Here is a 15037-nt window from a genome sequence, read left to right as displayed (position 1 = left end):
TCGCGTGGTGGGCGTAAGTGCGCCCGTCCCGCCACCCGCCTGGACGGGCGACAGGTCTGCACCTGTACCCCGTCGCCGCCCCCACCAGCGCTTCCGTGCCGGAGAACTTCACGTGACGAGGCGCACCGCCGCGGCGTACGCGAGAAGGGCCCGCACCGTCGGCGGACGGTGCGGGCCCTGCGGGCCGGTGCCGGGCTCAGCCCTGGCGGATGCCCTCACCCTCGATCTCGATCTTGACCTTGCGGCCGACCAGGACGCCGCCGGTCTCCAGCGCCACGTTCCAGGTCAGACCGAAGTCCTCCCGGTCGATCTCGGTGGAGGCGGAGAAGCCGAAGATGTCCTGCCCGAACGGGCTGCGGCCGACGCCCTCGAACTCCACCTCGAGCTCGACCTGACGGGTCACGCCCTTGATGGTCAGCTCGCCCACGAGCACGAACTCGTTGCCGTCGCGGGACTTCACCTCGGTGCTGCGGAACTCCAGCGTCGGGAACTGCTCGGCGTCGAGGAACTCCGGGCTGCGCAGGTGCGCGTCGCGGTCGGCCTGAGCGGTGTTGATGCTGGCCGCCTGGATGCTGGCGGTGACCGAGGACTGCATCGGGTCGTCGGCGACGGTGATGGTGGCGGTGGCCTCAGCGAACTCACCGCGTACCTTGCTGACCATCATGTGCCGCGCGACGAAACCGACACGCTTGTGCGCGGCGTCCAGCACGTAGGTGCCGGGGGCGGGGATGGTGAGACCCTCCCAGTCGCGGGTAGTCGCCTCGGTGCTGCTGGTCATGATGTTCTCCTCCGGAGAAGAATGTTTAGGTGCCCAACGACTGACTGAGCAACTATAGCTACGACAATATTCCCCGTGTCAAGTGTTGCTAGGATGGTGGCGTGGACCAGAACGTGTTCGACGACCCCCGGATCACTGCCGTCGGCCTGCTCGTCGAGGCGCACGCCGGGCTCGCCGCCCGGTTCGCCGCCCAGTTCGAGGAGCACGGCCTCTCCCCGGTCGAGTTCGAGGTGCTGACCCGGCTCGCCCGCTCACCCAACAACCAGCTGCGGATGACCGACCTCGCCGCACAGACCTCGCTCTCCACCAGCGGTGTGACACGCGTGGTGGACCGGATGGAACGGGACGGGCTGATCTGCCGGCGCGCCTGCCCGTCCGACCGGCGCAGTTCCTTCGCCGTGGTGACCACCGCCGGTCTGAGCCGCCTGGACGACGTCCTTCCCGGCCATCTGCGGATCATCGAGCAGTGGTTCACCAGCCAGCTCGACCCGGCGCAGCTCGCCGGGCTGCTGGACGGACTGCGCCGGGTCCGCGACGCGGTACATCCGGGAGCCACCGCCGGCAGCACCGAGCCGGCCGAGGACGCCGCCTGACGGTTCGACCCGCCGTCCGCTACCCGCCGGTCACCGGCAGAATGACCGGCAGAACCGCCAAACCGACCGGACAAAGCCGTCCGCATATACCTGAATCGGTCGTCGCGCCTCGGTAGTCTTCCGGCAGCGGGGGGCACCGGGGGGTGCTGGCGCGAGCGTGGAGCGAGGGGCAGCACCAGGGGGCTACTTCGCTCGCGCCACCCCCGCGCCCTCCGCCTCCATGGAAGATCGCTCATCGCCCGCGCCGGGCCGACAGCGAGAACAACAACTCCTCCTCCGGCGGCAGCAGGCTGACGCCGGTGACGCGCCGGGCCGCGTCCAGCCGGTCCAGCACCGCCGGGTCCCCGGTGCTGACAGCCAGCCCCACGAGCGCCTCGACCAGATCCCGTCGGTCGGCGACACCCTCCGCCGCGTCGGCCGCCGCGGCGAACCACTCCGCCGCCAGATCCCGGTCGCCCCGGTGCAGCGCCACGTGCCCCTCGATCAACCCGCGCAGCGCGTCCTCGGTGCGGGCGTCCCCACCGGCGCCGGGCGGGTCGAGCCGCTCCGCCGCCGGTGGCCGCCGCCGGCCCGGCACCGCGCCCGATGGCCACAGTCCGGCTGCGGTGGCCATCGCCTCGTCGGTTCGCCCGGCGTGCGCGAGCGCCAACCCGACCGCGCCGATCGTGCGGCGCCGCCGCCCGGGATCGCCCAGCTCCGCGAGCGCGGCCGCGACCCGGCGCCCCTGCTCGACCGCCTCGGCGTACCGGCCCTCCAGGCGGGTCAGCTCGGCCTGATCGGCCCGCGCCAGCACCCGCAGGCGCTGGTCACCGCACTGCGCGGCCAGGCGGTCGACGGTGGCCAGCCGCCGCCGGGCGCCGGCCAGCCGACCCTCGCGTACGTCGTGCCAGATGAGATGGGCCTGCGCGACGGCCATCTCGCGTACCCGGTGATGCCGGGTGGCCGACGCCAGCGCCGCCTCGGCCTGCCCGCGTGCCTCGTCGTGCTCGCCGAGCGCGCGCAACAGTGTGCAGAGAACAGACCGGGCGGACAGCTCCCCGGTCACGTCACCCGCCTCGGAGAAGGTGACCAGGGCGGCCCGGGCCGTCGGCAGCTCCTCCGCCCCCGCGCCGTGTTCGGCCGCCAGCCGGGCCGCACCGAGCATGGCCCAGGCCCGCAGCGTGGGCCGGGCACCCGCGACACGCGGATCGGCGAGCAACCGCCGCAGCAGGCGCCGCCCGGAGACGTCGCGCCCACGCAGCCGCCACCATCGGGGCAGCGAGGCGGCGAGCAGCAGCGCCGTCTCCGGCGCGTGCTCGGCGGCGTACGCCAGCGCGGCGGTGATGTCGCTCGTCGCCTCGTCGAGCACGTGCACCGCGCCGGACATCTGAGCACCCACCAGCCCCGGTGCGGCGCGGTGGACCAGACCGGCGATCACCGACGCGTGCCGCAACCGGATCCGGGCGGTCTCGCCCTCGACGTCGGCCTGCTCGGCGGCGAAGTCACGGACCGCGTCCAGCAGACGGAACCGGAACGGCGCGGTGCCCCGGACGCTGAGCAGGCCCAGCTCGCGCAGCCGGTCCAGCATCGGCGCGGCGTCCCACCGCCGGCCGCCGTCGGCGAGCAGTTCCTCGGCCAGCTCCACGGACCAGCGGTTACGGAACGCGGACAGCCGCCGCAGCGCCGCGCGGTCGGCGGGAGCGAGCAGGTGATAGCTGGTCGCCACCGCCTCGCGCAACGTCACCGTGCCGGCGGACGGGTCGGCGGGTTCCCAGCCGGGGCGTACGCCGGTCAGGTCCAGGACCCGGTCGCCGTAGCGGTCGAGCAGCTCGGTCACGTCGAGGATGCGTCCCCGAGCCGCCATCAGCTCGATGGCCAGCGGCAGTCCGCCGAGCCGGCGCACCAGCGCGGCGAGCGCCGGCAACTCGGCTGCGGTGGGTGGTTCCCGGCGGGCCTGGGCGAGCCGGGCGGCGAACAGCGCGGCCGCGGGCCAGCGGTCCAGGTCGGCCGGGTCGGCGGGTTCGGCGCCGGCCGGCGGTACGTCGAGCGGCGCGACCGGCCGGACCAGTTCCCCGGGCAGCCCGACCGGGCGGCGGCCGGTCACCAGCACCCGCAGCGTCGGGGCGGCGTCGGTCAGAACGCGGAGCGCCTCGGCCACCGGCTCGGGTGCCCGGTCGACGGCGTCGACGAGCAGCAACGCCTGCCGGTCGCCGATCCGGCAGGTCAGGTCGGCAAGACGGTTCACGCCGAACATCGACGCCGACGCGGCGAGCACGTCGGCGGTGTCCGAGCCCTCGCCCACGAGCACCCCGGCCACGCCCGCCGGGTGGCGGGCCGCCACCGCGTGCGCGACTGTGACGGCAAGCGCCGTCTTGCCCACCCCGGCGAGCCCCACCAGGCTCACCACCGGGTACGCGTCGAGCAGGCCGGACACCTCCGCCACGTCCCGCTCCCGGCCGAGCAGCGGTACGGGCTGGGGCAACGCGATCGGCGGACCGTCGGCGGCACCGGTGGCGGGAGGGCGGGGTGCCGCGGGGCGGGCGGTGCCGACGAACTCCCGCCGCTCCTCACCGCTCAGGCCGAGCGCGTCGGCCAGCAGGTCGACAGTGGTGCGCTGGGGCCGGGTGGCTCGCCCTCGTTCCAGATCGCGGACCGTCCGTACGCCCACGCCGGCCCGGCCCGCCAGCTCGGCCTGGGTCAGGCCGACGGCGAGCCGGTGCCCGCGCAGCAGCTCGGACAGACCGGTACGACCGCCTGGGCCCCGCGCACGGTCATGATCCGGAGTCATGGGCACGAAGATTACGGATGGACTCCGACGCTCCACAGCCCATCGTCAACCACCCGACCGTCCACTGCCGATATCCGACAGGGCGCCGTCTGGGGCGTTCTCACATGCCGAGGTCGCGTGCGATGATCATGCGCTGCACCTCGCTGGTGCCCTCGCCGATCTCGAGGATCTTGGAGTCGCGCCAGAAGCGGGCCACCGGGTACTCGTTCATGAAGCCGTACCCGCCGTGGATCTGCGTCGCCTCCCGGGCGTTGTCCACCGCGACGGTGCTGGCGTGCAGCTTGGCGATCGCTGCCTGGCGCTTGAACGGCTCACCGGCGAGCATCCGCGCGGCCGCGTCGTAGTACGCCAGCCGGGCCGTGTGCGCCTTCATCTCCATGTCCGCGATCTTGAACTGGATGGCCTGGTAGTTGCCGATCGGCTGACCGAACGCCTGGCGCTCCTTGGCGTACTTGATCGACTCGTCCACGCAGCCCTGCGCCAGGCCGACGGCGAGCGCCGCGATGGCGATCCGGCCCTCGTCCAGGATGCGCAGGAACTGGGCGAAGCCCCGGCCGCGCTCGCCGAGCAGGTTGGCCGCCGGCACCCGGCAGTCGTCGAACGTCAGCTCGTGCGTGTCCGACGCGGTCCAGCCGACCTTCGAGTAGCCGGGCGCGACGGTGAAGCCGGGCGTACCCGACGGCACGATGATCGTGGACAGTTCCTTGCCGCCGTCCGGCCGCGTACCGGTGACGGCGGTGACGGTGACCAGCGCGGTGATGTCGGTGCCGGAGTTGGTGATGAACGCCTTCGAGCCGTTGATCACCCACTCGTCGCCGTCGAGGACCGCGCGCGTCCGGGTGCCGCCCGCGTCCGACCCGGTGCCCGGCTCGGTGAGCCCGAACCCGGCCAGCGCCTCACCGCTGAGCAGCTTCGGCAGCCACTGCGCCTTCTGCTCCTCGGTGCCGAAGCGGTAGATCGGCATCGCGCCGAGCGACACCGCCGCCTCCAGCGTGATCGCCACGCTGGAGTCGACCCGGGCCAGCTCCTCCAGCGCCAGGCACAGCGCGAAGTAGTTGCCGCCCATGCCGCCGTGCTCCTCCGCGAAGGGCAGCCCGAACAGGCCCATCTTGCCCATCTGACGGACGATCTCGTACGGGAAGGTGTGCTGCTCGTAGTGCTCGGCGATGGTGGGCGCGACCACCTCGCGGGCGAATTCCCGGACGCTCTCCCGCAGCGCCTGCTGCTCCTCGTCGAGCCGGAAGTCCATGTCGATCCTCCTGGAAAGGGCGGGCCGCCGGGCGCTCGTGACGCCGGGAGCGGCTGAAGCGTTAGGAGGGGCCCCTTTACATGCACCAGGCGTTAAGAGGGGGCCCTTCCTTACCGGGTCAGACGGGGGTGACGCCGTGCCGGCGCCGGGAGAAGTGCCGTTCCTTGCCGCGCGCGGCGGCGAACCTGCGTACCAGCTCGGCGCGCAGTTCGTGCGGCTCGACGATCGCGTCCACCACCAGCTCGCTGGCGAGGCGCACCACGTCGATGTCGCGCTCGTACTCCTCGCGCTTCGCGGCCACGAACGCGGCCCGCTCGGCCTCGTCGGAGATGGCGGCGATCTTGTTGGCGTAGACCGCGTTGACGGCGGCCTCCGCGCCCATCACCGCGATCTTCGCGGTGGGCAGCGCGATCGTGGCGTCCGGTTCGAAGCCGGGACCGGCCATCGCGTAGAGACCGGCGCCGTACGCCTTGCGGACCACCACACAGATCTTGGGTACGGTCGCCTCGGAGATCGCCGTGATCATCTTGGCGCCGTGCCGGATGATGCCCTGCCTTTCCACCGCGCTGCCGACCATGAACCCGGGTACGTCGCTGAGGAACAGCAGCGGCACGTTGAACGCGTCGCAGAGCTGCACGAACCGGGTCGCCTTGTCGGCCGAGTCGACGAAGAGCACGCCGCCCTTGAACATCGAGTTGTTGCCGACCACGCCGACGACCTCGCCGTTCAGCCGGCCGAACCCGATGGTCAGCTCCTTGGCCCACAGCGCCTGGATCTCGAAGAAGCTGCCGGAGTCGAGCAGACCCTTGACGTACCGGCGCATGTCGAACGCCTGCCGCTCGCTGGCCGGGACCAGCGCGGCCAGGTCGGCCTTCTCCGGCGCGGCCACCGCCTCGGCGGCCGGTGGGTCCTGCTTCCAGTTCGACGGCAGGTAGGACAGGTAGGTCCGCACCACGTCGAGCGCGTCGTTCTCGGTCTTGCAGAGGAAGTGACCCACGCCGGACTCGGCGCAGTGCACCTTCGCGCCGCCCATCGCCTCCAGCGTGGTCTTCTCGCCGGTGACCATCTCGACCATGCGGTCGGAGCCGAGGTACATGCTGGCGTTGCCGTCCACCATGGCGACCACGTCGCAGAACGCCGGGATGTACGCCCCACCCGCCGCGCTCGGCCCGAACAGCGCGCAGACCTGCGGGATCGAGCCGGAGGCGCGGACCTGGTTCCAGAAGATCTTGCCTGCGCCGCGGCGGCCCGGGAACAGGTCGACCTGGTCGGTGATCCGGGCGCCGGCCGAGTCGACCAGGTAGACCATCGGCACGCCGGTCGCGTACGCCCGCTCGATGATCCGGATGATCTTCTCGACGGTACGCGCGCCCCAGCTGCCGGCCTTGACCGTGGAGTCGTTCGCCATCAGGCAGACCTGGCGGCCGTCGATGGTCGCGGTGCCGGTGACCACGCCGTCGGCGGGCAGCCCGTCGGCCATGGCGTTGGCGTAGAGCCCGTCCTCGACGAAGGAGCCCTCGTCGACCAGGTACGCCACCCGCTCGCGGGCGAACAGCTTCCCCTTCGCCGCGTTGGCCGCGTGGTACTTGTCCGCACCACCGGCGCGGGCGCGCTTGCGCAGCTGCTCCAGTGCCTCACCGTCGAGCGTCACGCCGACTCCCGTTGCCACCGCCCGCGCAGGGCGCCACCGACCTGAACGATCGTTAGGCTACCCCACCCGCACCACCTCCGGCACCCCGCCGCACCCCCGCACTCCATTCACCCCCGCTCATTTCGTTGATCAAGGAGATCGTGTCCCCATTCGGGCGCCCGGAGGACACAAACTCCTTGATCAACGGGGCGGGCAAGGGACGGGGGTCAGGACGGGAGGGGGGTCAGGCGGGAGCGCGGCCCGGCCCGGAGGACTCCGGACGGGAGCTTCTTGCCCACCAGGGACTCGGCCAGCTCGGCGGCAGCGATCAGGGCGTCCAGGTCGATGCCGGTGTCGATGCCCATGTCGTGCAGCATGTGCACCGCCTCCTCGGTGGCCAGGTTGCCGCTGGCACCCGGGGCGTACGGGCAGCCGCCGAGGCCGCCGACGCTGGCGTCGAACTCGGTGACGCCCAGTTCCATCGCGGTGAGCATGTTCGCCAGGGCGGTACCCCGGGTGTTGTGGAAGTGCAGCAGCACCGGCAGGTGGGCGTTGCGGTCCCGGACCGCCGTCACCAGTTCGCGGACGCGCCGGGGCGTACCCATGCCTGTGGTGTCGCCGAAGGCGACGCGGTCCGCGCCGTCGCGGGCGACCCGGTCGACGATCGCGGCCACCCGGCGGGGGTCCACGTCGCCCTCGTAGGGGCAGCCGAAGCTGGTCGCCACGATCACCTCGGCGGTCGCGCCCGCGCCGTGCAGCAGGTCGATCAGCTCGGCGATGTCGTCGAGCGACTCGTCGGTGGAGCGGTTGACGTTGCGGCGGTTGTGCGTGTCGCTGGCCGAGACCACCACCTCGATCTCGGTGAAGCCCGCCGCGAGCGCCCGCTGCGCGCCACGGGTGTTCGGCACCAGGGCCGAATAGCGCACCCCGTCGACCTTCTCCGCCCGCTGCCACACCTCGTCTGCGTCGGCCATCTGCGGGATCGCCTTCGGGTGGACGAAGGAGACGGCCTCGATGCGCCGCACCCCGGTGCGGGACAGCGCGTCGAGCAGCCGCACCTTGGCGTCGGTGGGGATGGGCTCCTCGTTCTGGAGCCCGTCCCGTGGACCGACCTCACGGATGCTCACGGAGTCCGGGAGTTCCGCCATCAGATTCACCTCACTGGGTCGAAGGTCAGCGCATCCGGGAGACGATGCCGGTGTCGTAGTCGCCGGAGAGGAACTCCGGGTTCTCCAGCAGCTCGGCGAAGAACGGCAGGTTGCACTTGGGGCCGGCGATCTCGAACTGGGCCACCGCCGCCCGCGCCCGCCCGACCGCCTCCTCGCGGGTGTCCCCGGTGAGGATCAGCTTGGCCATCAGGCTGTCGTAGAACGGTGTGACGGTGTTGCCGGCGACGTAGCCGGAGTCGACGCGTACGCCGGTGCCGGACGGCTCGTTCCAGGTGGTGATCGCGCCCGGGCCGGGCAGGAAACGCTTCGGGTCCTCGGCGTTGATCCGCAGCTCGATGGCGTGCCCGCGCGGGGTCAGCGCGTCCGGGTCGAACGTCGGCGCCAGGCCGGCCGCCACCCGCAGCTGCTCCTCGACCAGGTCGACGCCGTAGACGTACTCGGTGACCGGATGCTCGACCTGCAGCCGCGTGTTCATCTCCAGGAAGAAGAACTCCTGCGTGGACGGGTCGAGCAGACATTCCACGGTGCCGGCGTTGCGGTAGTTCACCGCCTCGCCCGCGCGTACCGCGGCGGCCAGGAAGCGCTCGCGCAGCTCGGGCGAGACCGCCGGGGACGGCGACTCCTCGACCAGCTTCTGGTTGCGCCGCTGCACCGAGCACTCCCGCTCGCCGAGCGCCACCACCCGGCCGTCGGCCAGGCCGAGGATCTGCACCTCGACGTGGCGTACCCGGGGGAAGTACCGCTCGATCAGCACCGAGCCGTCGCCGAACATCCGCTCGGCGAACGCGCGGACCTTGTCGTACTCGGTGCGCAGCGCCGCCTCGTCGGCGGCCACGCCCATGCCCATGCCGCCGCCACCGGCGGCGGCCTTGACCATCACCGGGTAGCCGATCTCCGCGGCGGCCGCGACCGCCGCGTCCAGGTCGCTCGCCGGTTCGGTGGTGCCGGGCGCGACCGGCACGCCCGCGGCCGCCATCAGGTTCCGGGCGTTGATCTTGTCGCCCATCGCGGTGATCGCGTCGGCGCCGGGTCCGACCCAGATCAGGCCGGCCCCTTCGACGGTACGGGCGAAGTCCGCGTTCTCGGACAGGAAGCCGTAGCCGGGGTGGATCGCCTGCGCCCCGGTGCTCCGGGCGGCGTCGAGGATCGCTTCGACGTTCCGGTAGCTCTGCGCCGGGTTCGCCGGGCCGACACAGACCGCCTCGTCGGCCTCGGTCACGAACGGCAGCGCGCCGTCGGCCTCCGAGTGCACCGCGATCGTCCGGATCCCGAGCCGCCTACCGGTACGGATGATCCGCCGCGCGATCTCCCCCCGATTCGCGACCAACAACGATTCGATCATCTTCTGCACGGACGTGACCCCTTCTCGACGTGAAGCCGGGGTCCCTTCTTAACACGCGTTAAGGTGCGCGCGGCGTGTCAGGTCGGGTCGGTGGGCGCGAGCAGGGCCGCAAGAGTCGCGCCGCGCAGCAGTTCGGCCCGGCGCCGGCGATCCACCTCGCCACCGAGGAACGGGGTCGAGTTCATCAGACCGAACGCCGCGTGGGCGAGCACCCGGGCCTCGCCGTCGGGCAGGCCGGGGTGCAGCGCGGTCAGCACGGTGACCCATTCCTCGACATACATCCGCTGGAGCCGGCGGATCCGGCGGCGCGGCTCGTCCGGGAGGCGGTCCAGTTCGTGCAGGTGCAACGCGATCACGGCCGGGTTGGCCAGCGCGAAGTCGACGTGGAAGTCGATCAGCGACTCCAGCGCGGCACGCGGATCGCCCGGGTGACCGGCGGCGCGTTCCCGCCCGCCCGCGAGCAACCCCTCGCTCACCGGGATCAGCGCGGCGACGAGCATCGCCTCCTTGCCGGCGAAGTGGTGGTAGAGCGCCGGCCCGGTGACCCCGGCCGCCGCGCCGATGTCGTCCATCGACACACCGTGGTAGCCGCGCGCCGCGAAGAGGCCGACCGCGATCTCCAGGATCTCGTCCCGCCGGGACCGGCGCCGGGCCGCGCCCGCCGCCCCCCGTGCCTGCTGTTCCACCGCCACCGGGCCAGCCTAGACCTCGTGTTCGCGCTGGGGCAGCCGCGGTTACCCAACGGTTGCCCCAGCCCGCCGCGTCAGTCCTCCTCGATGCCGTGGTCGGCGCGGATCTTCGCCGCCTCGGCCTCCCGGCCCTGCTCGTCGAGCGCACGGGCCAGCAGCCAGGCGGCCTGCGTGGCCGGACGGGAACCGCTGGGCAGCCCGCCGAGGACCGGGCGCAGCAGCCCTTCGGCCTGCTCCGGGCGCCCGTCGCGCAGCAGCAACTCGCCGGTCAGCACCTCGACCTGCGCCGCCTCGCCGAACGCCTCGATCGACCGCAGGCGCTCCGGTACGCCGGCCACCCGGTCCAGCGCGGCGGTGAGCCGGTCCTCGCCGATCAGCACCCGGGCCACCGCGTCGTCGGCCATCGCCCGCTCGTACGTCACCACGGGACGCTCGTCGGCCCCGGCCGGGAGCGCGGCCGCCGCCTCGTCCACCCGCTCGATCGCGGCGACCGCGGCCGGCAGGTCACCGGACCAGTGCAGGGCGAGCAGTTCCCGCCGGCGGGCCCGCAGCTCGTCGACCTGGAAGCCGGCCAGCCGCCAGGCGGTCGCCGCCGCCGCGAACCGCTGCGCGGCCAGGGCGTCCCGGTCGGCGTCGTAGAGCAGGCCGCCGGACTCCTCCAGCACCTGCGCGCGGTGGGGGAGATTGTCCGGCCCGTCCAGATTGTCGGCGAGCGTGTCGAGCACCGCGAGCGCCAGATCCGTCTCGCCGAGACCCGCGTAGATGCCGGACAGCATGTGCCGGCAGCGGTCCGCCTCGGCCTGCGCGCCTGCCCGGTCGAGCCCGAGCACCGCCTCCTCGGCCACCTCGGCGGCCTCCGCCAGCCGCCCGGCGACCCGGTACGCGTCGGCCAGCTCCCAGCGCAGCAGCGCGTCGCCCTCCAGCCCCTGCTCGACGCAGAGGGTGACCGCCTCGGCCAGATCCTCCACCGCCTCACCGGCCCGGTCGGCGGCCATCAGCGCCCGGCCCCGGGTCACCCGCAGCGGCAGGTACGCGCCGGCCGGCGCGACAGACAGCGCCTCGTCGCAGGCGGCCACCGCGTCGGCCGCGTCTTCGGTGGCCCGGGCGTACGCCAGGCAGGCGCCGGTGAGCATCTCGGCGTCGCCCAGCTCGCCCGCCAGCCGACGGGACCGCACCGCCGCCTCCCGGAACTCCTCGGCCCGCTCCAGCTGCTCCAGCACGTGCGTGCGGTGCAGCGCGACCCGCCCCGCAAGCCACGGATCGGCCACGGCCTCCGCCTCGGCCCGGTCCAGCGCGTCGAGCGCCTCCGCCCACCGCTCGCCGTGCACGTGGGCCAGGGCGAGCCGGTCCCAGCCGGCGGCCCGGTCACGCGGTCCGCCGTGCTCGCTCAGGTAGTCGGCCGACTCCCGGGCCAGGGTCAGCCCTTCGTCGGCGCTCTCCTCGACCATGCTGAGCAGCACACCGAGCCGGCCGGCCACGACCTGGGCACGCAGCGGGTCCGGCACCTCCCGCCACGCGGCCAGCGCCTCCCGGTTCACCTCGATCGCCGCCGGGACGCTGTCGTCGTCCTGGGACAGCTCACCGGCCCGCAGCTCCAGCCGCCAGGCCCGGGTGGTCGGGGGCAGGTCGGCGTCGCCGAACCGCTCGTCGTACGCGTGCAACGCGGCGACCAGGCCGTCCCGGCGGTTGGTGCGCCAGCACTCCTCGGCCAACGCGAGCAGCTCGTCGGCACCGGCGTCGGCGGGCACCGTCACCGGCTGCGGAGTGGCCGCCGGGCCGTCCGGCCCGGTACGCGGCGCGGGCACCGTCGGGCGGCGCAGGCTCGCCGACAGCGGCAGGTGCTCACCGACCGGCCCGGCCGCCAGCTTGCGGGCGATCAGGCCGGACTGGTGCGTGGTGCCGTTGCGGGCGTCGAAGCGCTCGGCCAGCGCGATCGCCGTACCGGCCAGCTCGTCGGCGAGCACGCCCACCGACACGTCGGCCGCCGGTCGCTCGCCGGAGGCGCGGCGGTGCACTGTCAACTCGGCCGGCACCTGACGCAGCGCGGCCGAGGCGGCGGCCGCGAAGTGCATCGCGGCGGCCGGGGTGGGCGCCCGGTCCAGCCAGTCCAGGTGCCGCTCGACCAGTTCCAGCGCGCGGGCCTCGTTGCCGGTCACCGTGCAGAACTCGACGTGCTCGCCGATGTCCCACAGGTCGGCGAGGTGCCCGCGCACCCGCCGGTACGCCTCCCGGTGCGCGTCCCGCGCCGCGTCGGTCCGGCCGGTCTCGCGGTAGGGCGTGAGCAGCGCGGTGAGGATCCCCTGCGGCTGCTCGCTACAGGTCAGCCGCCCGGCGAGCACCGGCTCGGCCAGCGCCACCGCCTCCTCGTGCCGGCCGTGCCGCGCCAGGTGCGCGACCTGCGTGGTCGGGTCACACCCGGCGCAGTCGGACAGCGCGTCCCGGGGCGTGGTCATCCACTTGCGGTACCACTGCTCCGCCGCCTCGTCGTCGCCCAGGTGCGCGGCCACCAGGTAGCGGTGCTTGTAGACGGCCTGCAGCGAGTGCCCGGAGTCGCGGTAGCGCCGCTCCATGTCGTCGAGCACCGCGTACGTCCGGTCCAGCGGCAGCTCCGGGAACTTCACCATCGCGTTGACCATGTACTTGAAGAACCAGAGCAGCTGGTGCGTGTAGCGCTGGTGGTAGGGCTGCGGATCCTTGTCGTACTCGGCGAGGCACCAGGAGAACGTGACGAAGGACTTCGCCGGTTCGCCGCCGTAGACGTACGCGGTGGTGCCGGTGACCCGGGCGGCGAAGGCGAGGTGCCGGTCGTCGCCCGCGTCGGCGCGCCGCAGCAGCTGTTCCAGCGCGGCGATCTGCCCCGGCCCGTACGGCATGGATTCGATCTCGTGGTGCATCCGCCAGAGGTCGTCGTCAGTCACGGATCTCTCCCGGTACGGCCCGGCCGAGCAGGCCGAGGAAGGAACTGTTCAGCAGTGCGGCGTCGGCCGCCCGGATCGGGTGGTGCCCGAGCAGCAGGGCCTGCCCGTAGAGCGCCTCGACGGCCAGCCCGACCAGTTCCGGGTCGGCGAGCGTGGTGACCCGGCGGACCAGCGGGTTGCGGTGGTTGAGCACCAGTTGCGGGCGGTCCGGCGGGGCGGAGGCGGCGAGCGCGTCGAGCACCCCGCCCCACAGCTCGTCGGCCCGGTCCCGGCTGGCGGCGAGCTGGTCGTGGAACGCGGCCGAGCGGGACACCAGGTAGAGCGCCGGCAGCGAAACCGGGTCGTACGCGCGGATCACGACCTCGCAGCCGAGCCGTTCCAGGGCCCGCTGCGCGGCGGTGAGGAACGGCCGCAGGGCCAGCTCGGTCGCCGGGTCGAGGATCTCGAACCGGGTGGTCAGGTCGCTCGGCTCCAGCCGCTCGATCAGCACCGAGCGGTCCACTGCGGGCAGTCGCTCGATCAGCTCGGTGTCGTACGTGTAGCCGCCGTTGACGACTGCCAGGTCCTGCGCGGCGGCCACGGCGGCGAGCTGGCGGAACTCGTCCAGGCTGGCGGCGTACCGGAGCACGCCGTGCCGCTGCCGGAACTCGGCGAGCGTCATCGTGCCGACGTTGGTGTCCATCGGCCACCACTGGTCGACCAGCCGCAGCATCTCGTCGTCGTGGATCGCGAGCGCCTTGACCCCGAGGTGGTGCACCTGGAGGAACTCGCCGAGCCGGCGCGGGTCGTGCTTGGCGAGCCGGACCAGCCACCCGCGGATCTGGTCGCCGAGCGCGTCCCGGACGGAGGTGAGCAGCGTGTCCTCGTAGAGCGCCTCGCGGCTGGCGGTGGGCCGCAGCTCGCTGGCGTCGATCACGCAGTGGGCGAAGAAGGCCCACTCCGGCAGCAGCCCGTCGGCGTGCTCGCTGAGCAGCATCCGCTTGAGGTAGACCCGGTGCCCGGCCCGGGCGGCCGGGTTCACCGCGGCGGGCAGGATGAACGCCACCCCGGTGAGGCCGGCCTCGGGCACCGACAGCGGCACCACGTCGAACGGGGCGAAGCCGAGCAGCTCCTGCGCGTACCGCTGGAGCGCGGCCCGGTCGACAGGTGCCCCGGGTGTGGTCGGCCACGGCGGCGGGCCACTGGTGGTCGGCGTGTCACCGACCCGGACGTCGACCGGCAGCAGGCTGCCGTAGAGGCGGGCCAGTTCGGTGACGGTGGGTACGCCGAGCCACTGGTCGGCGTCGCGCCGGGGCACCAGCGTCACTGTGGTGCCCGGCTCGTCGCGGGTCTGTTCCGGGTCGGCGAGCCGCACCGCGTACCGCCCGTCGGACCAGCCCGTCCAGAGCACTGTGGGCTCGTCGGCGTGCCGGGTGACCACCCGGATCTCGTCCGCGACCAGGAAGCAGGAGAGCAGGCCGATGCCGAACTGGCCGAGGAACTCGTGCCGGGAGAAGCCCAGCTCGTCGCGCTTGGAGCTGCGGCCGATGGTGGCGAGCAGCTCGTGCACCTGCGACTCGGTCAGGCCGATACCGGTGTCGTACACGCGCAGCGTCCCGTCGCCGGTCAGCTCGGGCGGCTCGATGCGGACCCGGGCCGGGGCGTTCGGCTCGGTGGACCGGCGCGCGGTGATCGCGTCGACGGCGTTTTGCAGCAGCTCGCGCACGTAGACCCGCGGACTGCCGTAGAGGTGATGACTGAGCAGGTCGACCACGCCACGGAGGTCCACCTGGAAGGTGCGGTCCAATCGCGCTCCCGGTTCGGATTTTCGGCGCTCACCGTACCGGTCAGCGCCGACAGTGTCCGTCCCGTTTCATCCCTCCCCCTCCCGCCCACCTCCCCGCCGATCTTGCACCTTCCGCC

Annotated in this window: 10 protein-coding genes; 1 reads left to right on the top strand and 9 read right to left on the bottom strand. The window is 73.1% G+C overall.

All coding sequences use genetic code 11. The features are described 5' to 3' along the window. Positions 1-196 precede the first annotated feature (196 nt). Positions 197-778 (bottom strand): YceI family protein, encoded by a 582-nt coding sequence (locus ACQP26_RS00320; RefSeq protein ID WP_281579414.1) that lies wholly within the window; start codon positions 776-778, stop codon positions 197-199. 101 nt (positions 779-879) lie between these two features. Here ACQP26_RS00320 and ACQP26_RS00315 point away from each other — a divergent pair, with 101 nt between their 5' ends. Next, positions 880-1371 (top strand): MarR family winged helix-turn-helix transcriptional regulator, encoded by a 492-nt coding sequence (locus tag ACQP26_RS00315; protein ID WP_269703237.1) that lies wholly within the window; start codon positions 880-882, stop codon positions 1369-1371. A gap of 232 nt (positions 1372-1603) precedes the next feature. Here ACQP26_RS00315 and ACQP26_RS00310 read toward each other — a convergent pair whose 3' ends face one another. The 8 genes from ACQP26_RS00310 to ACQP26_RS00275 all read right to left on the bottom strand — a co-directional run bounded on the left by ACQP26_RS00310 (position 1604) and on the right by ACQP26_RS00275 (position 14921). Beyond that, positions 1604-4138: an ATP-binding protein gene (locus ACQP26_RS00310; protein ID WP_433494635.1), complete on the bottom strand. Its 2535-nt coding sequence runs from the start codon at positions 4136-4138 to the stop codon at positions 1604-1606. 100 nt (positions 4139-4238) lie between these two features. Next, positions 4239-5387 carry an acyl-CoA dehydrogenase family protein gene (locus tag ACQP26_RS00305; RefSeq protein ID WP_269703241.1) on the bottom strand — a complete coding sequence of 383 codons (1149 nt, stop codon included), beginning with the start codon at positions 5385-5387 and terminating at the stop codon, positions 4239-4241. A gap of 118 nt (positions 5388-5505) precedes the next feature. After that, positions 5506-7038 carry an acyl-CoA carboxylase subunit beta gene (locus tag ACQP26_RS00300; RefSeq protein ID WP_269703242.1) on the bottom strand — a complete coding sequence of 511 codons (1533 nt, stop codon included), beginning with the start codon at positions 7036-7038 and terminating at the stop codon, positions 5506-5508. Between the two features lie 206 nt (positions 7039-7244). Then, the gene (locus ACQP26_RS00295) at positions 7245-8165 is read right to left on the bottom strand and encodes a hydroxymethylglutaryl-CoA lyase (protein ID WP_433494634.1); all 921 of its coding nucleotides are present in this window, start codon (positions 8163-8165) and stop codon (positions 7245-7247) included. Positions 8166-8190: 25 nt separating this feature from the next. Further along, the gene (locus ACQP26_RS00290; protein ID WP_281579937.1) at positions 8191-9528 is read right to left on the bottom strand and encodes an acetyl-CoA carboxylase biotin carboxylase subunit; all 1338 of its coding nucleotides are present in this window, start codon (positions 9526-9528) and stop codon (positions 8191-8193) included. A gap of 77 nt (positions 9529-9605) precedes the next feature. Further along, on the bottom strand, positions 9606-10220 hold the full coding sequence (locus ACQP26_RS00285) for a TetR/AcrR family transcriptional regulator (protein WP_120572441.1): 615 nt from the start codon (positions 10218-10220) through the stop codon (positions 9606-9608). Between the two features lie 71 nt (positions 10221-10291). After that, on the bottom strand, positions 10292-13135 hold the full coding sequence (locus tag ACQP26_RS00280; RefSeq protein WP_433494633.1) for a hypothetical protein: 2844 nt from the start codon (positions 13133-13135) through the stop codon (positions 10292-10294). Further along, positions 13128-14921, bottom strand: coding sequence for an HSP90 family protein (locus ACQP26_RS00275; protein WP_269703249.1), 1794 nt, complete (start codon positions 14919-14921; stop codon positions 13128-13130). Before ACQP26_RS00275 ends, ACQP26_RS00280 begins: the two co-directional genes overlap by 8 nt. Positions 14922-15037 lie beyond the last annotated feature (116 nt).

This window comes from Micromonospora sp. CA-248089 (assembly GCF_050948515.1).
GTDB lineage: Bacteria > Actinomycetota > Actinomycetes > Mycobacteriales > Micromonosporaceae > Micromonospora.
Note: the sequence above shows the minus strand (reverse complement) of the source record. Positions and strands in the feature narration are given on the sequence as shown.